The sequence below is a fragment of the Micromonospora sp. NPDC047548 genome, assembly GCF_040642975.1.
In the GTDB taxonomy this organism is placed as follows: Bacteria; Actinomycetota; Actinomycetes; order Mycobacteriales; family Micromonosporaceae; genus Micromonospora.
Window position 1 is genome coordinate 39,420 of sequence record NZ_JBEYTI010000027.1, and the last position, 19,669, is coordinate 59,088.

16 protein-coding genes, 1 tRNA gene and 1 pseudogene are annotated in these 19,669 nt (G+C 71.5%); 9 read left to right on the forward strand and 9 right to left on the reverse strand.

Features of this window, described 5'->3' with window-relative positions:
- Nucleotides 1–86: 86 nt before the first annotated feature.
- Entirely contained in the window at nucleotides 87–1,394 is a 1,308-nt protein-coding gene (locus ABZ807_RS23680) for a hypothetical protein (protein WP_357161863.1), read from the forward strand.
- Between the two features lie 109 nt (nucleotides 1,395–1,503).
- Here the strand turns inward: ABZ807_RS23680 and ABZ807_RS23685 are convergent, their stop codons facing one another.
- On the reverse strand, nucleotides 1,504–3,111 hold the full coding sequence (locus tag ABZ807_RS23685) for a hypothetical protein (protein ID WP_357161866.1): 1,608 nt from the start codon (nucleotides 3,109–3,111) through the stop codon (nucleotides 1,504–1,506).
- 352 nt (nucleotides 3,112–3,463) lie between these two features.
- Here ABZ807_RS23685 and ABZ807_RS23690 point away from each other — a divergent pair, with 352 nt between their 5' ends.
- Complete coding sequence (locus ABZ807_RS23690) at nucleotides 3,464–4,978, forward strand: serine hydrolase domain-containing protein (RefSeq protein WP_357161868.1); 1,515 nt, start codon at nucleotides 3,464–3,466, stop codon at nucleotides 4,976–4,978.
- 217 nt (nucleotides 4,979–5,195) lie between these two features.
- On the opposite strand, the gene ABZ807_RS23695 is transcribed toward ABZ807_RS23690, so the two are convergent.
- Both ABZ807_RS23695 and ABZ807_RS23700 read right to left on the reverse strand, forming a co-directional pair.
- Entirely contained in the window at nucleotides 5,196–5,672 is a 477-nt protein-coding gene (locus ABZ807_RS23695; protein ID WP_357161871.1) for a ricin-type beta-trefoil lectin domain protein, read from the reverse strand.
- Nucleotides 5,673–6,223: 551 nt separating this feature from the next.
- Nucleotides 6,224–6,310 (reverse strand) — tRNA-Ser (locus ABZ807_RS23700).
- 75 nt (nucleotides 6,311–6,385) lie between these two features.
- On the opposite strand from ABZ807_RS23700, the gene deoD reads away from it, so the two are divergent.
- The 3 genes from deoD (at nucleotide 6,386) to ABZ807_RS23715 (ending at nucleotide 8,320) form a co-directional block, all read left to right on the forward strand.
- A complete protein-coding gene (gene deoD, locus ABZ807_RS23705) occupies nucleotides 6,386–7,093 on the forward strand; it encodes a purine-nucleoside phosphorylase (protein WP_357161874.1) in 708 nt (235 codons plus the stop codon).
- Nucleotides 7,094–7,217: 124 nt separating this feature from the next.
- Complete coding sequence (locus ABZ807_RS23710) at nucleotides 7,218–7,856, forward strand: TetR/AcrR family transcriptional regulator (RefSeq protein ID WP_357161877.1); 639 nt, start codon at nucleotides 7,218–7,220, stop codon at nucleotides 7,854–7,856.
- Nucleotides 7,853–8,320, forward strand: a complete 468-nt coding sequence (locus ABZ807_RS23715; RefSeq protein ID WP_357161880.1) for a thioesterase family protein — start codon at nucleotides 7,853–7,855, stop codon at nucleotides 8,318–8,320. The genes ABZ807_RS23710 and ABZ807_RS23715 overlap by 4 nt, the downstream gene beginning before the upstream one ends.
- 62 nt (nucleotides 8,321–8,382) lie before the next feature.
- Here the strand turns inward: ABZ807_RS23715 and ABZ807_RS23720 are convergent, their stop codons facing one another.
- The 4 genes from ABZ807_RS23720 to ABZ807_RS23735 all read right to left on the reverse strand — a co-directional run bounded on the left by ABZ807_RS23720 (nucleotide 8,383) and on the right by ABZ807_RS23735 (nucleotide 10,318).
- Nucleotides 8,383–8,838, reverse strand: a complete 456-nt coding sequence (locus ABZ807_RS23720; protein WP_357161936.1) for a nucleoside deaminase — start codon at nucleotides 8,836–8,838, stop codon at nucleotides 8,383–8,385.
- Between the two features lie 208 nt (nucleotides 8,839–9,046).
- Nucleotides 9,047–9,574, reverse strand: coding sequence for a tRNA adenosine deaminase-associated protein (locus tag ABZ807_RS23725; RefSeq protein WP_357161883.1), 528 nt, complete (start codon nucleotides 9,572–9,574; stop codon nucleotides 9,047–9,049).
- A gap of 116 nt (nucleotides 9,575–9,690) precedes the next feature.
- Nucleotides 9,691–9,858, reverse strand: a complete 168-nt coding sequence (locus ABZ807_RS23730) for a hypothetical protein (protein ID WP_357161886.1) — start codon at nucleotides 9,856–9,858, stop codon at nucleotides 9,691–9,693.
- A 73-nt stretch (nucleotides 9,859–9,931) separates the two neighbouring features.
- Nucleotides 9,932–10,318, reverse strand: a complete 387-nt coding sequence (locus tag ABZ807_RS23735; RefSeq protein WP_357161889.1) for a hypothetical protein — start codon at nucleotides 10,316–10,318, stop codon at nucleotides 9,932–9,934.
- A gap of 77 nt (nucleotides 10,319–10,395) precedes the next feature.
- Here ABZ807_RS23735 and ABZ807_RS23740 point away from each other — a divergent pair, with 77 nt between their 5' ends.
- The 3 genes from ABZ807_RS23740 to ABZ807_RS23750 all read left to right on the forward strand — a co-directional run bounded on the left by ABZ807_RS23740 (nucleotide 10,396) and on the right by ABZ807_RS23750 (nucleotide 15,344).
- Nucleotides 10,396–11,151, forward strand: coding sequence for a M23 family metallopeptidase (locus ABZ807_RS23740; protein ID WP_357161892.1), 756 nt, complete (start codon nucleotides 10,396–10,398; stop codon nucleotides 11,149–11,151).
- Nucleotides 11,152–11,318: 167 nt separating this feature from the next.
- Complete coding sequence (locus ABZ807_RS23745) at nucleotides 11,319–14,198, forward strand: glycosyl hydrolase (RefSeq protein WP_357161895.1); 2,880 nt, start codon at nucleotides 11,319–11,321, stop codon at nucleotides 14,196–14,198.
- Between the two features lie 75 nt (nucleotides 14,199–14,273).
- Nucleotides 14,274–15,344, forward strand: a complete 1,071-nt coding sequence (locus tag ABZ807_RS23750) for a PHP domain-containing protein (RefSeq protein ID WP_357161898.1) — start codon at nucleotides 14,274–14,276, stop codon at nucleotides 15,342–15,344.
- On the opposite strand, the pseudogene ABZ807_RS23755 reads toward ABZ807_RS23750, so the two are convergent.
- Nucleotides 15,227–16,372 (reverse strand): annotated as a pseudogene (locus tag ABZ807_RS23755) (DMT family transporter); the annotation flags it as partial. The gene ABZ807_RS23750 and the pseudogene ABZ807_RS23755 sit on opposite strands and share 118 nt — an antisense overlap.
- 255 nt (nucleotides 16,373–16,627) lie before the next feature.
- On the opposite strand from ABZ807_RS23755, the gene ABZ807_RS23760 reads away from it, so the two are divergent.
- A complete protein-coding gene (locus tag ABZ807_RS23760) occupies nucleotides 16,628–18,298 on the forward strand; it encodes a DUF885 domain-containing protein (protein ID WP_357161901.1) in 1,671 nt (556 codons plus the stop codon).
- Nucleotides 18,299–18,486: 188 nt separating this feature from the next.
- Here the strand turns inward: ABZ807_RS23760 and ABZ807_RS23765 are convergent, their stop codons facing one another.
- Nucleotides 18,487–19,647, reverse strand: a complete 1,161-nt coding sequence (locus tag ABZ807_RS23765; protein WP_357161903.1) for a DUF3068 domain-containing protein — start codon at nucleotides 19,645–19,647, stop codon at nucleotides 18,487–18,489.
- Nucleotides 19,648–19,669: the final 22 nt, after the last annotated feature.

Below are 19,669 nucleotides of genomic sequence, written 5' to 3' on the forward strand. Positions count from 1 at the left end.
GCTGATGGACTGATTGTCCACGACCGGCTTCCGTGGAATCATTTCTCGCCGCGCAGATGACGCGGCATCTTCACGGGAGAATTGATGTGAGGACAATCCTGTCCGCCTGCCCGGAGAACCGGACCAGCAGGGGAACTCCACGGCTCGCGCTGGCCGCCGCAGCTGTGCTGGCCGTGCCGGCGTTCCTGGTCGGACCGTCCGCCGCAGGTGCCAGCGGGATGACGCCGACCGCGGCCACCACCAGTTCGTCCACCGCGCCCACCGGAGCCGTGTCCCCGGTGTCGCCGACCGCCACCGTGACCGCCCGGGCGTCGTCGCCGACCGCGCGGGCCCTCGCCGCGTCCCCGTCGTCGGCCGGGTCCGGGGCCGAAGGCCTGACGACGGAGCAGACCCGGACCCGGACGGCCACCATCACCCCACAGCCGCGGCCTCCCCGCTCCTTCTGCGGCGGCAAGCTGACCTTCGGCACGGTCGAGAGCTGCGGGTTGATCATCGGCCAGGCGCAGGACACCTGGACGTTCACCACGACCGCCGACTCGGACGTCCTGTACGTCCAAGTGGTGGAGGTGGCGGGTGTCAGCCTCGCCGTCCGGGTGAACCACCAGGACGGCTGGAAGGCCTGTGAGCTCGACCCCTACCGCGAGTACGTCGACCAGTGCCGGCTCGGCCCTGCCGGTGCCTACACGCTCACGGTGACGACCGAGAGCGGCAGCGGGAAGGGGGCCTACACCCTCTCCGTCGAGTCGAGGCGGGCGCCGTCGGCGTGCGGGAAACTGCCGGAGGACGTCTTCTCCTGGGCCTCGGCGGGGGCCAGCGGCACCCTCCCGGCCGGTCTGGCCGCCCGCTGCTTCACATTCGACCAGCCCACCGGCAGCAAGCTGTTCATTGCCGGGCCGCACCTCCGCGACCGCAGCGGTCTTCGGGCAGACATCCTGGACGCGCGGCACTGGCACCTCTGCCAGTCCGGCCACGACGCCTCCGACTGCACGCTGAGCACGGCCGGGCCGTACCGGATCTTCATTCAGCAGATCGACGGCAAGGGAACGCCGTACAGCCTCCGGCTGCCGCGCATCTCCCAGCCGGTCGGCTGCCCGGCGCTGTCACCGGCCCCGGCCGGCGACCCCGGCGAGGCCGTCGGCCAGGGCCAGCTGGCACCGAACCAGAGGGCCTGCCACTCGTTCTCCACCACCACAGCCGGCCACGTCGACATCCGCGTCGACCAACAGTCCATCACCTGGAACCTGTACGACGACGCCGGCCGGTTCATCTGCAACCAGTCCTCGGTGGAGTACTGCGTCCTGCCCGCGGCCGGGCCGTACACGCTGCTGCTGTGGGGCGGGAACCACTACAAGACGGTGGACTACCAGGTGGTGGTGACCGTCCCGACCACGTGAGGTCCGGTGGGCCGGTCCCGCGTGGCCGGCCCACCGACCAAGCCTGCACACGCGGAAACGCCCGGCCGGTCCTGACGGACCGGCCGGGCGTTTCCGGTTGGCGGAGGCGTCAGTAGATCGCCCCGCCGCTCTGCGGCCCGGCGATCCGGATGCCGTACCGCTGGGGCCAGACGATCTCGGTACGCATGCTCAGACCGCTCCACCAGGTGTTCAGCGGTACGAGCCCGCCGGTGGAGCCGTGGAACGGAATCAGGACCCCGGACGCGTATCCGGCGGTGTCGCCGCCCACCTCTTCCCCGGTCGACGCCACGACGGCGTCGAGCCCGCCGGTGCCGTTGAGGTTCAGCAGGGCCACGGAAGCACCGAACTTGTCTCCGCTCTCGGACCCGCCCGGTACGACGGGGTGGTTCTGGTCGAACCCCTGCGCGCCGCTCCCGGTCAGCCCGGCGGCGGAGCCCTTGAGCAGGGTGACGATGCCGGCCTCGACTCGCGGGCCGACGGCCTCGCCAGGGGCACCGATCAGCACGTCAGCCCTGCCGTCGCCGGTCACGTCGCCGGTCGCGAGCGCCGCACCGAAGCGGTCATTGTCCTCGGGCTCTCCGGGCACGCCGGCCGTGCGCTGAGTGATGACCCGTACGGCGCTGCTGGACAGGCCGCCGGTGCGGCCGGTGAAGACCGCGACGAGCCCGCCATAGATGTGCGGGGTCTGCGCGCTGGGTGCCCCGGCGACCACCTCGCCCAGCCCGTCGCCGTTCACGTCGCCGATCGCGAGCGCCTCACCCAGGTACCAGGCGATGGTGCCGCTCTGGCCGATCGCGGGGCGCACCGCCGCACCGGTGACCGCGGTGGCGCCGGTGGACGACACACCACTCGGCGAGCCCCACATCAGGGTGACCATGCCGCTGCCGCCCCAGGACACGCCGTCGTTCTCCCGGGGAGTGCCGATGACCAGGTCGTTGTACCGGTTGTTGTTGACCTTCCCGATCGCGAGCGAGAAGCCGAACTGGTCGTTGCGCTCGGCCGCGCCGGGCACCGCGGCCTGGTCCTGCTGGAGGTACTGGGCGCCGGTGGCCGTGAGGCCGGTCGATCCACCGAAGAGGACGGTGACCGCGCCGGCGTCCGCCTTGCTGCCGATGGACTCCCCGTACGCGCCGATCGCGAGGTCCTCGCGGCCGTCCCCGTTGATGTCACCGGCGGCGAGCGCCGCACCGAACCGGTCGAAGTTCTCCGGAGTGTCGGGGACGCCCGGCGAACTCTGGTTGAAGTGGATCACCGAGTCGACCACCAGGCCGGTGCGACTGCCCGGGATGACCCAGACCCCGCCGGCGTAGGTCTTGTTACCGGGATCCACCTCGTCCATGTCGCCTATTGCCAGGTCGTCGTAGCGGTCGCCGTTGAAGTCCCCGGCCACGAGTGCCAAGCCGAAGCCGCTGCCGCCGCCCGACGGCGTCATGGCACCCAGGAAGTAGTCGACCTGCGGCGCGGACGAGTAGCGCACGGCGACCACACCCGTCGGGCTCAGGGGCAGGTTGTAGTTGAAGGGGTCGCCGGTGGCCGCGATGTCGTCGACGCCGTCGCCGTCGAAGTCAGAGCGGGTGCCGCCGGTCCCCTTCACCGGGGTGCCCGCCTTCGCCACCCGGTGGTGCTGGAGGACGACCCCGTCCCGGGTGATGGTGCGGGCGCCCTCCGCGGCCTCCGCCGGAACACCGATTGCCAAACCGGCCAGGACAGTCAGCACAGATGCGCTTGCCGTACGTCGATGCACCACACCCCCCGCTTGCCGTGAACGTCTCGTCACATTAAGGGGGCGGCGCGATGGCCGTAACCGGTCGAACGGGCAGGGCGAGGACGACCGGGCAGCACCGCGCACCAGATGGACGGCGGCGGCCGGGGAACCGAGACCGGAAAGCGGCGACGGCCGTGACTAGGACTGAGCATCAGGGCTCCTCAGAAAGCCGATCCGTTCGAGGCCCGACGAAAGTCAGGGGTCCTTGGTGTCCTTCGTGTCCTGCCCCCGTTTGCCGCGGTACATAGCGTGGCCGGCGTAGACGAGACGATCGGAGCAGGACGTGCGGCAGGACAAGGGCTGGTGGCGCGGATTGGTAGCAACGCTCACAGCCGGTTTGGTGATTCTGGCGGTGCCGGGCACCGCATCCGCGAAGGAGGGACCTGATCGGACTGCGATCGAGCGAGCGGTGTCCGACTTCGCCGGCAAGGCGGGCTATCCGGGGATCGCCGTGACGATCACCAAAGGCGACCAGGTGCTGTACGCGGGCGGATACGGCCACGACTCCTCTGGTGCCGCAGTGACCGGGACGACCCCGATGCCGGTGGCCTCCGTCAGCAAGTCGTTCACCGCGCTCGCCGTGATGCAGCTGGTCGAAGCGGGAAAGGTGACCCTGGACAGGCCGGTGCGCGACTACCTGCCCGATTTCCGGATCGCCGATCCTCGGGGAGCGCAGATCACGGTACGCGAACTGCTGAACCAGACCTCCGGGATCACCGACGGCACGTTCCCGGAGAAGAGCCTGCCTCAGCCGGACTCGCTGGCTGGCGCCGTAACACGAGCCCGGAGCGCGACGTTGGCCGTCGAGCCCGGCACGAAGCACTTCTACACGAATACGAACTACCACCTTGCCGCCCGGCTGGTGGAAGTCGTCGCGGGCGAGCCGTTCACGGACTATCTGCGGCGTCATGTCTTCGAGCCGATCGGCATGCTGGCGACCACCACGATCGACCAAACCCCGCGCGATCTGCCGCATGACGCCCGCAAGGGATACGTTTACGCCTACGGCGCGTCGATTCCCGCCATCGAGCCGAAGCGGTTCGTCAACGGCTCCGACGGCGTGATCACCACGGCTGCGGACATGGCGAAATGGCTGAGCATGCAAAGCAACGCGGGCCTGGCCGGGAATGGGGCACGCTTGGTCTCGGCCGCGAGCATCGCCGCGATGCACACCTCGTCGGACCCGCGGTGGACATACGGAATGGGGTGGGACACCGACCAGAAAGGCCGGGTCAAGCACAACGGCATATGGTTCACCCACACCGCCCACGAACTTCTACTCCCCGACGGCTACGGCATCGCGGTGATGGGCAACAGCGGAATCGGCCTAGCCAACGAAGGCATCACTCCGCTCGCGGACAGGCTGGCCACCCTCGTGACCGGGGGCGAGCCGTCGTCCGACGCACCGGTACGGCTGATTGTCGACCTGACGCTGGCCGGCCTCACCCTGCTGAGCCTGTTCCTTGGCATCCGCAACCTGCGACGCACCCGGATCTGGGCAGACCGGTGCGCCACCCGGCCGTCCTGGCGGCTCGCCCTGCGGCTGCTGCCCCGGCTCATCCCCCTCGCCCTGCTGATAGCCCTTCCGGATCTGCTCGGCCGGCTCGTCGGCGGCGGCCGGGACGTCACCTTCATCCAACTGTGCTACTACTCGATGGCGCTGATCACCTGGACGGCGGTCGCGGCCGTGATGAACACCAGCGTGCTGGCCACCCGCGTCGTCGCGCTGTCACGGCTACACCGCTTGGCCGGAACCCCGCCTGCACTGGACGCATCTGCCCAGCTCGCTGCGAATTGAGCGCAGCGCCAACTGAGACCACAAGACAAAACGCCTGGCTGGTCCTCTCGGACTCGCCAGGCGTTTTGCCTGTTCAGCCGCGGTGGCGGAGGGATCCGGTGTACCGGTCGACGGGGTCCGGGCGGACCAGGTGCCTCCGGACGAACGGGCCGGGCCCGGCGGTTTCCCGCCGGGCCCGGGCGACAGTGGTACGTGCCGTCGAGGGTCAGCTTGGCTGTCAGGTCCCGTAGTAGCCCCAGTACTGGCCCGAGTTGGGGCCCAACTGCCCAACATGGCCGCCGTTCACCGAGGTGCCGTCCAGGCGGCTCAGCCGCAGGCCGCTCTTATTGTTCTTTTGCACGTAGCCCTGCTGGGTCCAGCCTTGCTCCGGCGCACCGTAGATGCAGGTCCACTGGATGGCGTGTGCGCCCGCTGCCATGCTGCCGCCCTCGATCGAGAGGCATTTGCCGCTCTTGGCGTTGACGAGCTGAGCGGACCCGTACCAGTACCAGTTCTGCTCGGCGCCACCGTTGCAGGTCGCCATGATGGCGTGGGCACCGTTGGTGACACTGGCGCCGGCGACCGTCAGACACAGGCTGGTGTCGCTCATGGAACGAAACGACAAGAAGGTGGTGGCGACGGCGTCGGTGTCCGCCTGAGCCGGTGCGGCCGTGGACAGTAGGGTGAGGGCGGCAGCGGCGAGGCCGGTCGCCACCCTACGGCTCTTCTTGAACACAGTTACCTTTCGACGAACGGGCCGCGCCGGGACAGCCGGCACGGGGTTACGTCTCAAGATTCCGGGCCGGTACGGACACGGTCACGCCAGCACTCGGACTGGCGAGTCGGCCGCGACTCTCGTTCGCTGGCGCTGGAACATCCCGCAGCGAGGTAAGCCCTCCGCTCGCCGTCCAGACGCACCGGCCACAATGGATCCCCCCGAGACAATGATCACCATAGTGTTCGGGAGGAAGCCGGTCAACATCGATTCCAGGTCGACAAACGCCCAATCGACCACCGGTTGGCACACAAGCACCCCGTGGTACGAACCGGGCATCCCGGCCGGCCGCCCGTTCTCGCACCGCCACTACCCGACCTCACCGCGAACACCTCAACCCGGGTCGGAGGGCCGCTCTGGGAAGCCTCGGGCGACCGGCCCGGCCGGGAAGGAGAGCGCCGGCTACCGACGTTCTGAGCGCCAACTGAGACCACAAGCGGAACGCCCGGCCGATCCTCGCGGATCGACCGGGCGTTTTCGCACTTCACGAGCGGTGGCGGAGGGATTTGAACCCTCGGAGGGCGTAAACCCTCACACGCTTTCGAGGCGTGCTCCTTAGGCCGCTCGGACACGCCACCGCCGACGAGGGTACAGGACCCCGGGTCTGGGTGCCGAACCGGTATCCCCGCAGCCAACCTGGCAGGATCTTTGCCATGAGTACGCACATCGGCGCGAAGCCGGGAGAGATCGCCGAGCGGGTCCTGATGCCGGGCGACCCGCTGCGGGCCAAGTGGATCGCGGAGACCTACCTCGAGGACGCCACGTGCTACTCGACGGTCCGGGGCATGCTGGGCTTCACCGGCCGCTGGAACGGCGTGCCGGTCTCCGTCCAGGGTTCCGGCATGGGCATGCCGTCCGCCTCCATCTACGCCCACGAGCTGGTCAACGACTACGGCGTGAAGACCCTGATCCGGGTCGGTTCCTGCGGCGCCCTCACCGAGGACCTCCAGCTGCGCGACGTCATCGCCGCGATCGGGTCGTCCACCGACTCGAACATGAACCGGATGCGGTTCGACGGGCTGATCGACTACGCCCCGGTGGCCGATTTCGGGCTGCTGCGTACCTCGGTCGAGGTGGCCGAGCGGCGCGGCATCACCATGCACGTCGGGCCGATCCTGGCGGCGGACGCCTTCTACACCGACCGGCCGGACCTCTACGACGCCCTGGCCGACTACGGGGTGCTGGCGGTCGAGATGGAGTCGGCGGCGCTCTACACGATCGCCGCCCGGTTCAAGGCGCGGGCGCTGACCCTCCTGACCGTCAGCGACCACATCAAGACCGGTGAGAAGACCACCTCCGCCGAGCGCGAGCAGACCTTCAGCCAGATGGTCGAGATCGCCCTGGACACCGCCATCGCCTGACCTTCCACCTTCCCGACCCCGCCCCGTCATCCCCGGATGGCGGGGCGGCGGCGTGTCCGGGGAGTGACCACCGTCACCGGCCGAAACAATACGACCGATCGTGCTTTTTGATTAACCTCTCCCCATGACAGTCGACGGACGCGTCGCGCGGGGCGACCGGACCCGCACCGCCGTGCTGGACGCCGCGGTGGTCCTGGCCACCGAGGTCGGGCTGCACGGGCTCTCCCTCGCACAGCTGGCCGACACGCTCGGGGTGAGCAAGTCCGGCCTGTTCGCGCACTGGCGGTCCAAGGAGGCGCTCCAGCTCGCCACCGTCGACCGGGCGGTGGAGCAGTGGCAGGAGCGGATCATCGACCCGGCCCTGCGCGCCCCCCGGGGCGTACGGCGGCTCTGGGCCCTGCACCAGGCCCGGATCGACTTCTACGCCGCCCGGGTGCTCCCCGGCGGCTGCTTCTTCGCCAGCACCGACTTCGAGTACAACGCCCGGCCCGGCCCGGTCCGGGACCGGCTCGCCGAGGTGTTCGGCCGCTGGACCGCCTTCCTGGAACACCTCGTCCGGGAGGCGGTCGCCGCCGGCGAACTCCCCGCCGACGTGGACGTCCCGCAACTGGCGTACGAGATCGACGCGCTCGGCATCACCGCCGCCATGCGGTCCCGGCTGCTGGACCCCGACACCGCCTACCGGCACGCCCGCCAGGGCCTGCTGAACCGCCTACGGGCGTTGTGCCCCGATCCCACCCTGCTACCGGAAGGCCCCTCATGAGCCACGCCATCGCCGACCAGCCCGCCGTCGAGTTCGGTCACGTCGAGCACGTCGGTGTGCACTTCGACGACCTCGACGCCTTCGGCATCCTGCACAACGCCCGGTACGCGGTGCTGCTGGAACGGGCCCTGACGCCGTACTGGGCGGACCGCGGCGTCTCCTTCCAGGGCGGGCAGCACAGTGCCCCCGACGTGTTCCACGCGGTCCGCGAGTTCAGCATCAGCTACCGCGCCCCGATCACCGGCACCGGGCCGGTGGCCGTGCACTTCTGGCTCGAACACTTCGGCACCAGCAGCGCCGAGTACGCCTACCGGTTCCGCTCGGTGGACGGCGGCACCGTGCACGCCGAGGGCCGGCGGGCGATCGTCCGGCTCGACCCGGCGACCCTGCGGCCCGCCCCGTGGACCGAGACCGCCCGCGCGGTGGCCGCGACCCTGCTCCGCCCCGCACCGACCCCGGCCTGACCGGCCGGAGACCGACGCACCGGACGGCGGGTGACCCGCGGGCCGGACGGGCGGGCCGGTGGTCAGCGAAAGAAGGCGCGCAGCAGCGCGGCGCTTTCCGACTCCAGGACACCGCCGTAGACCTCCGGGCGGTGGTTGAGCCGGCGGTCGCGCAGCACGTCCCAGAGCGAGCCGGCCGCCCCGGTCTTGGGCTCCCAGGCGCCGAAGACCACGGTCGACACCCGGGCCAGGACCAGCGCGCCCGCGCACATCGTGCACGGCTCCAGGGTCACCACCAGCGTGCAGCCGTCGAGCCGCCAGCGACCCAACCGCTCGGCGGCCCGGCGCAGCGCCAGCACCTCGGCGTGCGCGGTCGGGTCACCCGTCAGCTCGCGCTCGTTGCGCCCGATCGACACCTCGGCCCCGTCCGGCCCGTAGAGCACGGCGCCGACGGGGATGTCGTCGGCGCCACCCGCGCCGTCCGGGCCCAAGGCGGGCGTGTCCGGGCCGGTGACCGCCACCTCCAGCGCCCGGCGCATCCACAGTTCGTGCCGCTGCCGGCGGCCCGCCCCGCCCGGGTCGGCCAGCCCTTCGTGCGCGCCGGGCCCGACCCGGCCCACGGCCCCGGGGGTCGGCTGCCCCGGGCGTACGGTCTCCAGCGCCGGGTCGGTCGCGTCGACCGGCTCGGCGGCCCCGGCCAGCGGCGAACCGCCACCCGGCAGGGCGACCCCGTCGGAGGACGGCGGGTCAGACCTCACGCAGCTCCTCGACCACGTCGACGCACCCGAGCACCTGGCACACCTCGGTCGTGACGTCGGCCGGGAGCATCCCCTCGTGGGCACAGAGCCGGAGCAGCCGCTGGGCGGAGATGCCCAGGTCGGCGAGGATGTCGGCGTCGCCGACCGGGTCGGCCTCCGGGTCGACCGCCGGCTGGTCGCTCTCCTCGTCGCCGGTGGCGGCCGGCCGGGGCTCCTCGCTCTCCTCCAGCCCGGTGACCGAGGTCTTCAGGTCGCCGACCAGCAGCGCGCCCAGCCGGGACTCCTCCGCGTACGCCGAGTCGGAGCCGAAGACCCGCAGGTCCTCGCCCTCGTCCAGGCGCAGGATCACCAGATAGGCGTCGTCCGCCTCGACGAAGAGCAGCGACAGGTCGGCGTCGGGCTCGACGTCGCGCAGCCGGTCGGCGACATCGTCGATGTCGGAGGCGCCCCGTAGGTTCACCTCGGCGGCGCTCCAGCCGCCCTCGTCGCGCACCACTCCGGCAGCGAAGTACGACACGGTCCCCCCAAAGGCCTCGGCACAGCACGCCGACTCGTTACGCGTGCACGTTAACCGGTCGGGTCGGCAGGCGACCGGTCAACGCCCCGAAGGGCCGGTCAATCCTGGAAAATCGGTCAGCCGGCGACGCGACGCCGGGTGGCGATCAGCTGTCGCAGCCGCGCGGTGCGCTCCCGCTGCGGCTTGTCCCGCTGTCGTACCGCGCGGGCCCCCGCCAGCTCGGCGAGAATCTGCAGGCGGCGACGGCTGCGCTCAGGGTCGAGCCGCGGGGTGGTCCAGGCCATACCGGAAAGCGTCCCCAGTTACAGCGAGTACGTCAAGATGGCGTTCGAAGCGGAGCCAGTCGATCACCCAGCGTCACCACATCGGCCAGTCCGCGCTGGTCGCCCAGCGCATGGCCACGAGCGCGAACGCGATGCTCCAACCACCCGCTGTGACGATCGCCACTCCGGCGGCCACCCCCCGGTCGCCGTACCGGACGAGTGCGAGGGCGGCCAACCAGGCCAGCACGCCGGCGACCACGGTCCACCACGCGTAGCCGGGGACGTCCCGGCCGAGCAGGCCGAAGAGCACCAGCCAGGCGGCGGCGAGCGCGCCACCGGCGGCGACCCCGCTGCCGGTCACCGGGTGGGGCTCGCGCCAGGTCGGCCGGCGGGGTGGCCCGGAGGGGAAGAGGCCCGAGGGGGTACGCGTCATGAACTGCCCGGCGGCCGGCCCGGCCGGGTACGTGGGCTGACCGTCCATCGCCGTCACTGCTCCCGTCCACGGGCCCCGGTTGCTCCGGGGACCCTCCCACCGTATCCGTCTGCCAGGATGTCCGGATGTCGTCGCGATCGACCGGCCGCCGCCCGCGCCCGGCGTACCCGGTCCTGCTGTTGCTCGCGCCGGCGTTGCTCGCCGGCTGCGCGCCCGGCGACCGGCCGGCCGCCGCGCCGAGCACCGTCTGGGGCTCCCCGTCCGCGGCGGCCACCGCGGACCTGCCGGCCGCGGCCGCGCCCTCTGCGAGCCCGGCCGGGCCGTCGCCGTCGGCGTCCCGCGCGCCCCTGCGGCGGGTCTTTCCGGTACGCGCCGACGACGTCGCCTACCACCCGACCCACTCGGCCTACCCGGGCACGGACATCTTCGCCGACTGCGGGGAGCCGGTCGTGGCGGTGACCGACGGGACGATCCTGGAGGTGAGCCGGGTGGACCGGTTCGACCGGCGGGGGCCGTTGGGGCCGTACAACGGCGGGCTCTCGGTGTCGCTGCTCGGTGACGACGGGGTGCGGTACTACGGCTCGCACCTGAGCGCGATCAGCGCCGGCGTCGACGCCGGCGTGCGGGTACGGGCGGGGCAGCAGCTCGGCAAGGTGGGGCGGACCGGCAACGCGAACAACGTCTGCCACCTCCACTTCGGCCTGTCGCCGAAGTGCACCGGGCACGACGACTGGTGGATCCGGCGGGGCGTCGTCTGGCCGGCGAGTTACCTCGATTCGTGGCGCAAGCGCGGCAACCGTTCGCCGGCCGCCGAGGTGACCACCTGGGAGCGCAAACACGGCTGCCCGAAGGCCCCGCGCACCACCACGGGCGCCGGCTGACCGGAGCACCCGGCGGCCCGGAACCGGGTGCGTCATCTGATCGACACATTGACGAATGTCTTATCAATCGTTAACGTCCGGATGAGAGAGCGCTCTCCCGTGTAACAAACCTCCCGATTCCGACGAACCGCGACGCCGGTCCCCTGACCCGGCGCGCTGGAGGAACGATGAACCCTCCCGTCCCACACCGCCGCACCCCCTGGGTGCTCGCCGCCACCACCGCCCTGGCCGTCCTCGTCGCCGCCCTCACCGCCACCGCCACCGCCACCGCCGAAGCCGCCACCGTCGGCGCCGGCAGCTACACCACCGACCGGGTCGGCCCCCTGCCCACCGGCTGCGGCGACCTGTCCAGCAACCCCCGGCAGTTCGTCACCGCCAACGCGCCGGCCGGCCCCGTCCCCACCAACGACTGGTGGTCGTCGCTGCTGTACAAGCGGACCAACTGCGCGTACAGCGAACCGCTGCACGCGCACCCCGTCTCCTACCAGCCGTTCGGCGACGGACTCGGCTTCTCCGCCACCTCCACCCCCACCATCACCGGCACCGCGACCGGGGTGGGCGAGTACAAGTACGCGTACGCCGAGGACATCCGGGTCGGCGTCACCGCGCTCGGCGCGCCGGTCGTCAAGGTCGACGACTGGACGGACTGGACGGTCAGCCCGTACTGGAGCGACGGCGCCCGCACCCTGCGGGCCACCATCGGGCACGGCCTGCCGTTCGCGTACCTCCGCACCAGCGGCGGCGAGGCGCTGATCAACGCCACCGGCGGCAGCCCGACCGTCTGGTCCGCAAGCGGCGGCACCATCGGGTTCACCGTCCGGGGCCACGACTACGTCGCCTACGCCCCCGCCGGCGCCACCTGGACGGTCTCCGGCGGGCGGATCACCTCCACCCTCGCCGGCCGGGACTACTTCTCCGTCGCCCTGCTGCCCACCACGCCGAGCACCGACGCCGCCACCCGCGCCGCCCTCGCCACCAGCTACGGCCGGTACGCCCACGCGCACGTCACCGGCACCCGGGTCGCGTACTCCTACGACCAGGCCAGCAGCCGGGTCACCACCACGTACGCCTTCACCACCACGCCCCGGGAGGGCACCGCCACCCAGACGGTGGTGAGCCTCTACCCGCACCAGTGGAAGGCCCTGGCCGGCGCCACCCCGATCGGCCAGAGCTACCCGTCCCCGCGCGGCCGGATGAAGGTGCTCACCGGCGTCAGCGAGTTCCGCACCGCGATGACCTACCAGGGGGTGCTGCCGGAACTGCCCGCCGTCGGCACCGGCGCCGGCGCCGACCTGGCCCAGCTCAAGGACCAGCTCGCGGCCGTCCGGGGCAACCCGATGGACCTGCGCGGCACCGACACCTACTGGAACGGCAAGGGCCTCGGGCGGGCCGCCCGGATCGCCGAGATCGCCGACCTGGTCGGTGACACGGAGACCCGTACCGCCGCGCTGAACGCCATCCGCGCCACGCTGAACGACTGGTTCACCGCCACCCCCGGCAAGACCGCCCGCGTCTTCTACTACGACCGGAACTGGGGGACCCTGATCGGCTACCCCGCCTCGTACGGGTCCGACCAGGAGCTCAACGACCACCACTTCCACTACGGCTACTTCATCGCCGCCGCCGCGACGCTGGCCAAGTTCGACCCGACGTGGGCCACCACCGCCCAGTACGGCGGCATGGTCGACCTGCTCATCCGGGACGCCAACAACTACAGCCGCGAGGACACCCGCTTCCCGTACCTGCGGGACTTCGACATCTACGCCGGGCACGACTGGGCCTCCGGGCACGGCTCGTTCAACGCCGGCAACAACCAGGAGTCGTCGTCCGAGGGGATGAACTTCGCCAATGCCCTCATCCAGTGGGGGCAGGCCACCGGCAACACCGCCGTGCGGGACGCCGGCGTCTTCATCTACACCACCCAGGCGGCGGCGATCCAGGAGTACTGGTTCGACGTCGACGACGAGAACTTCCCGGCCGGGTTCGGGCACTCGGCGGTCGGCATGGTCTGGGGCGACGGCGGAGCGTACTCCACCTGGTTCAGCGCCGACCCGGAGATGATCCAGGGCATCAACATGCTGCCGGTCACCGGCGGCCACCTCTACCTGGGCTACCGCCCGGCCTACACCAGGACCAACTACGCCGAACTCGTCCGCAACAACGGCGGGGAACCCACCGTCTGGCAGGACATCCTCTGGCAGTTCCTGGCCCTCGGCGACCCGGACGCGGCGCTGGCGAAGCTGCGCGCCAACCCCGGCTACATCCCGGAGGAGGGGGAGAACCGCGCCCACACCTTCCACTGGATCCGCAACCTCGCGGCACTGGGTCAGGTGGACACCGGTGTCACCGCCAACCACCCGCTGGCCGCCGTCTTCACCCGCAACGGCGCCCGCACCTACGTGGCCAGCAACATCACCGCCGCGCCGCTCACGGTCACCTGGTCCGACGGCACCCGGCTCACCGTCGCGGCCGGCAGGACGGCGACCATCGGGGCGTACACCTGGAGCGGGGGCAACGCGAGCGGCGGCGCGAGCCCGAGCCCGACGCCCACCCCCACCCCCACCACGCCGCCGCCGGCCGGCTCGCCGACGCGGTACCTGCTCCCCGGCGGTGGCCTGGGGGCGGCCGGCGGTGCCACGACCACCACGGTGGCGAGCGCCGGCGGCACCAACCACGACGGCACGCCGACCAACCCGGTGGTCTTCACCGCGACCGGCCTGACCATGACGTACTCCGGTGGGCAGACCGCGTTCGACCTGTTCCTCGACGCCGGCCAGGCGGTCGGCAACGGGGTGCAGGCGCGGGTCTCCTACGACCTGACCGGCGACGGGAGCTTCGACCGGGTGGAGACGTACCGCTACTTCGCCACCGATCCGGTGCCCGGCTACGAGCACTACACGCAGAACGCCGGGCTGCTCTCCGCCGCCGGCACCCCGGGCAACCTGTCGAACGGCACGGTGAAGGTGGAGGTCTGGTCCGCCATCGGCACGAACCCGACCACCCTCGGCATCGGCGACCGCTCGCTGGTCACCCTGCCGTACGCCTGATCCCGGCGTACCACCACCAGCCTGCGCCGCCGGTCGTACCCCCGACCGGCGGCGCAGGCGCGTAGTTTGCAGGTCATGAGTGCCCGGGACCCCATCGCCGACCTGCGCCGGATCGCGTTCCTGCTGGAACGGGCCAACGAGGCCACCTACCGGGTCCGGGCGTTCCGGTCGGCGGCGAAGGCCCTCGCCGGGCTGCCGGCGAAGGAGGTCGCCGAGCGGGCCCGCACCGGGAAGCTCACCGAGCTGGCCGGGGTCGGCGACGTCACCGCCCGCTGCATCGCCGAGTCGCTGGCCGGCGAGGAGCCGGTCTACCTGCGCCGGCTGGTCGCCACCGAGGGCACCGACCTGGATGCCGCGGCCACCATCCTGCGGACCGCGCTGCGCGGGGACTGCCACACCCACTCCGACTGGTCCGACGGCGGGTCACCGATCGAGGAGATGGCGCTCGCGGCGGTCGAGCTGGGTCACGAGTACGTGGTGCTGACCGACCACTCGCCCCGGCTCAAGGTGGCCCGGGGCCTCACCGCGGACCGGCTGCGCAAGCAGCTCGACCACGTCGCGGCGGTGAACGAGGCGCTGCCCGAGGGGTTCCGCATCCTCACCGGCATCGAGGTGGACATCCTCGCCGACGGCTCGCTCGACCAGACCGACGAGCTGCTGGCCCGGCTGGACGTGGTGGTCGGCTCCGTGCACAGCGGGCTGAACGACGAGCGGGCGAAGCTGACCCGGCGGATGCTGGCCGCGATCGCCAACCCGCACCTGGACATCCTCGGCCACTGCACCGGGCGGATGGTGTCGTCCCGCCCGGCCGGGGTGCAGGGTCCGGGTGACCGGGCGCACCGGCCGCGTACCCGGGGCGAGAGCGACTTCGACGCGGACGCGGTCTTCGCCGCGTGCGCCGAGCGCGGGGTAGCCGTCGAGATCAACTCCCGACCGGAACGGCAGGACCCGCCGAAGCGGCTGATCCGCCGGGCCCTGGAGGCGGGCTGCCGGTTCGCCATCAACACCGACGCGCACGCGCCGGGGCAGCTGGACTGGCAGCGGTTCGGCTGCGAACGGGCCGCGCTCTGCGGCGTCCCCGCCGACCTGGTGGTCAACACCTGGCCGGCGGACCGCCTGCTGAAGTGGGCCCGGACCCGACGCTGACCCACCCCCCTTCCGGGGCAGTCACTGGTTGTCCGCCGACGAGCGCCGGGCGGTCAGCGGGCGGCGGGTTGCGTGGCGGGCACGGCGGGTACGCCGGCCGTCGCACGCGGGCGGCGCCGGCCGACCAGGCCCTGCGCCACCGCGACACCGAGCAGCACGACCAGCGCGCCGACCGGCTGGTGCCAGTTCATCCGCTCGCCGAGCACCACCGCGCCGATCAGCACCGCGAAGATCGGGATCAGGTAGGTCACCGTGGAGGCGGTGCTCGCGCCCGCCACCCGGATGTTGCGCAGGTTGATCACGAAGGCCAGCCCGGTACCGAGCGCGCCGAGGACGAGCACGCTGCCCAGCACCGGCGCCGACAGGTCGGTCGGCACCGGCGGTGCCCCGGCCACCAGCGGCCCGACCACCGCGAGCTGCGCCGTCGCCATCAACAGCTGCGCCGCGGAGAGCGACAGCCCGGAGTACGCGCTGCCGGCGATGAACTTCTTCTGGTACGGGATGGCCACGCCGTAGCAGGCCGCTGCACCGAAGCACATCAGCTGGCCGGTGAAGTGCGATCCACCGACGCCCTCCCAGACGCCGAGCACCACCAGCACACCGAGGAAACCCAGCCCGAGCCCGACCGCCCGGCGCACGGTCAACCGCTCGGTGCGGAAGACCAGCACCGCCAGCGGCAGCACGATCAGCGGCGTGGTGGCGTTCCAGATGCCGGCGAGCATCGACTCGACGCGCTGTTCGCCGAAGCCGAAGAGGGTGAACGGGATCGCCACCCCGAACGCCGCGACCACGACCAGGTGCGCCCAGACCCGGGGCTCGCGGGGCAGCCGGTCGCGGAGCACGGCGAGCACCACCAGCAGGGTGAGCGCGCCGGTGGCCACCCGATAGAGGGTGAGGTGCAGGGGGTGCAGCTCCTCGACGCCGACCTTGATGAACAGGAAGCTCGCCCCCCAGATCGCGGCGAGCGCCAGGAAGCCCGGCAGCCAGCTGCGCAGCGGCGCCCGGTCAGGAGTGACGTGGGTGTTCACCCCTGACACTCTGCCGCAGCGGTACGACGATGTCCCGCGAAAATCGGACGCCGTGTCGCGCACCACAGCGGGTGGCGGCCGAGCTGTTCGACCTCGGCGGTGACGGGCGCTACGTCCGGACCGCGCGGGCGGTCGGCGGGCAGCGGCTGCGCGCCCGGGCCCCGTTCCCGATCGACGTCGACCCGGCGCGGCTGCTGCCACGAACATGCCAACCACGCTCGACATCCGGGCCGGCCGGTCACGTAGGGTCGCAGCGTGGGACGAATCGATGACCTCGCGAACCGCTACGTGGCCGACTGGGCCCCGCTTAGCCCGACCGGCGCCACCTTTGTCGGCATCGCCGGCTACGACGACCAGCTCGACGACCTCTCGCCGGCCGGCTACGCGGCCCGCGCTGAGCTGACCCGGCGCACCCTGGCCGACCTCGACGTGACCGAGCCGGAGTCGGAGACCGAGCGGACGGCCAAGGAGGCCATGCAGGAACGCCTCGGCCTGGACCTCGCCCGGTACGACGCGGGCGAGGTGACGAGCGAGATCAGCGTGATCGCCAGCGGGCTGCACGAGATCCGGATGGTCTTCGACCTGATGCCGACCGACGGTGAGGCCGCCCAGGCCAACATCGCCGTCCGGCTCAACCGGTTCGCCGCAGCGCTGGAGGACTACAAGACCACGCTGCGCGAGGCGGCCGCCGCCGGCCAGGTCAGCTCGAAGGTGCAGCTGGTCGAGGTGGCCAAGCAGTGCGACGTCTGGACCGACCCGGCCGGCGACAACTTCTTCCACGGCCTGGTGGAGCGGCTCGGCGCGGACGGCACCCTCGGCGCCGAGCTGCGCCGGGGCGCGGCCTCCGCCACCGCCGCCACCGCCGAGTTCGGTCAGTTCCTCCGCACCGAGCTGGCCCCGCACGGGCGGGACAAGCAGGCCGCCGGCCGGGAACGGTACGAGCTGGCCTCCCAGTACTTCCTCGGTGCGAAGGTCGACCTCGACGAGACGTACGCCTGGGGTTTCGCGGAACTGGCCCGGCTGGAAGCCGAGATGCGTGCGCTGGCCGGAAAGATCGTCGGTCCGGGCGCGACCATCGACGAGGCGGTGGCGGCGCTCGACGCCGACCCGGCCCGGACCATCCAGGGCAAGGAGGCGTTCCGGGACTGGATGCAGGCGCTGGCCGACAAGGCCATCAGCGAGCTGCACGGCACCCACTTCGACATCCCCGAGCAGGTCCGGCGGATCGAGTGCTGCCTGGCGCCGACCAGCGACGGGGCGATCTACTACACCGGGCCGAGCGAGGACTTCTCCCGCCCGGGGCGGATGTGGTGGGCGGTGCCGCAGGGCATCACCGACTTCTCCACCTGGCGCGAGGTGACCACGGTCTACCACGAGGGCGTGCCGGGCCACCACCTCCAGGTGGCGCAGACCGCCGTCCGGGCCGAGCTGCTCAACCGCTGGCAGCGGCTGCTCTGCTGGGTCTCCGGGCACGGCGAGGGTTGGGCGCTCTACTCCGAGCGGCTGATGGACGACCTGGGTTACCTGGAGGACCCGGGCGACAAGCTCGGCATGCTCGACGGGCAGGCGTTCCGCGCGGCCCGGGTGATCGTCGACATCGGCATGCACCTGGAGCTGGAGATCCCGAAGGACAACCCGTTCGGCTTCCACCCGGGCGAGCGTTGGACGCCGGAGCTGGGCTGGGAGTTCATGCGGGCGCACTGCCGGGTGCCGGACGAGAACCTGCGCTTCGAGCTCAACCGTTACCTGGGCTGGCCGGGGCAGGCGCCGTCGTACAAGGTGGGTGAGCGGATCTGGCTCCAGGCCCGCGAGGATGCGAAGGCCCGCAAGGGCGCCGACTTCGACCTCAAGGAGTTCCACCGGCAGGCGCTCGACCTCGGCTCGCTGGGGCTCGACCCGCTGCGCAAGGCGCTGGCCCGCCTCTGAGTGCTCGGGCCGGGGGCGGGCGGGACGGCCCGCCCCCGGTCACCAGAGGGACCCAGGTCAGTGGAGGCTGAGCTCCAGCCACACCATCGACAGGTTGCGATTGGGCAACAAGTGCTGAGTGTGCCGACGCCAACGCGAAGGGGCGGGTCGAAGGATCGACCCGGCCCTTCGGGATGCTGCTGCCCGCGTCAGTGCTTCTCGGACTCGTCGGACGCGGGACGCTGGGTCGGCACCGTCGGCTCGTCGTCCGCGCGCCAGTTCGTCGAGGCGGGCGGAATCTCGTCGCTCAGCGGGCCGCCCTCGCGGTCCACGACCGGCTTCTCGTGGCGGGTGGGCGCATCGACCGGAGCGGGCACCGGCGGGTCCGCGCGGTGCCGCGCCTCGCCGGCCGTGGCGACCGCGCCCTGGCGCGCCACCAGCAGGCCGCCGATCATCAGCACCAGGCCCAGCACGGCGAGGCCGACCGGCACGTAGACGCTGAGCAGCTGGAGGCTGTCCCGGCTCTCCTTGGCGCGGTTGGCCGAGGCGGTGATGGTCGCGTCGTTGTACGAGAAGTCCGCGTCCAGCAGCGTGGTCGGCGTGCCGAGGTTCGGGGTGAGGACCTTCTTCTGCACCTCGCGCACCTTGATGTACGACCCGGTCACCGGGTCCACCCAGACGGTGCGCTGGTTGCTGTAGACAAGCTTCGCGTCGGTCGCACCCGGCGCGAAGGTGGCCAGCAGTGGGGTGAGCCGGGTCGCGTCGAGGGTCAACTGCTCGTCGGTGATCACCTGCTCGAACCGGTACGTCTCGATGCCCTTGATGGTCTCCGTACCGGCGAACTTCGCGTCGCGGACCTGACGCAGGTCACGGTCGAAGATCTTGTAGTCCCGCTTCTCGGTGTGGAACGGGAACTTGTAGATCTGGCCGGCGAACTGGATCCCGGTGTCGCGCTGGCCGGTGTCGTCGAGCCACTGGCCCTGCCACTTCAGCGCCTCGCCGGAGACCCGGTCCAGGGCGAGCTTGGCACCGTACGCGCTGACCAGCTCCTTGTTGTCCTTCCGGTCCACGGTCTGGCCCACCTGCCACACCACGGCCTTGCCGTCGAGGTCGCCGCCGAGCTTCGCGGTCTCGTCCTTCAGCTGGTTGACCAGGACCGTGGACCTGAGGTCGCCGTCGTTGACCTTGATGGTCCCGTTGCTGATCTGGAGGAACTTCGCGTTGCTGGCTTCCGCCACCGACGTCGAAGCCTCCAGGTCGTACGGGAGCTTGGTCAGTGCGGGGGCCACGACGAACACCAGCCCGGCGGCCAGCGCCAGGAGCAGTACGCCGACCCCGAACAGCACGGCACCGATGGCGCGGTGCTTCATGTTTTCCTCCCTGAAGGAGCTC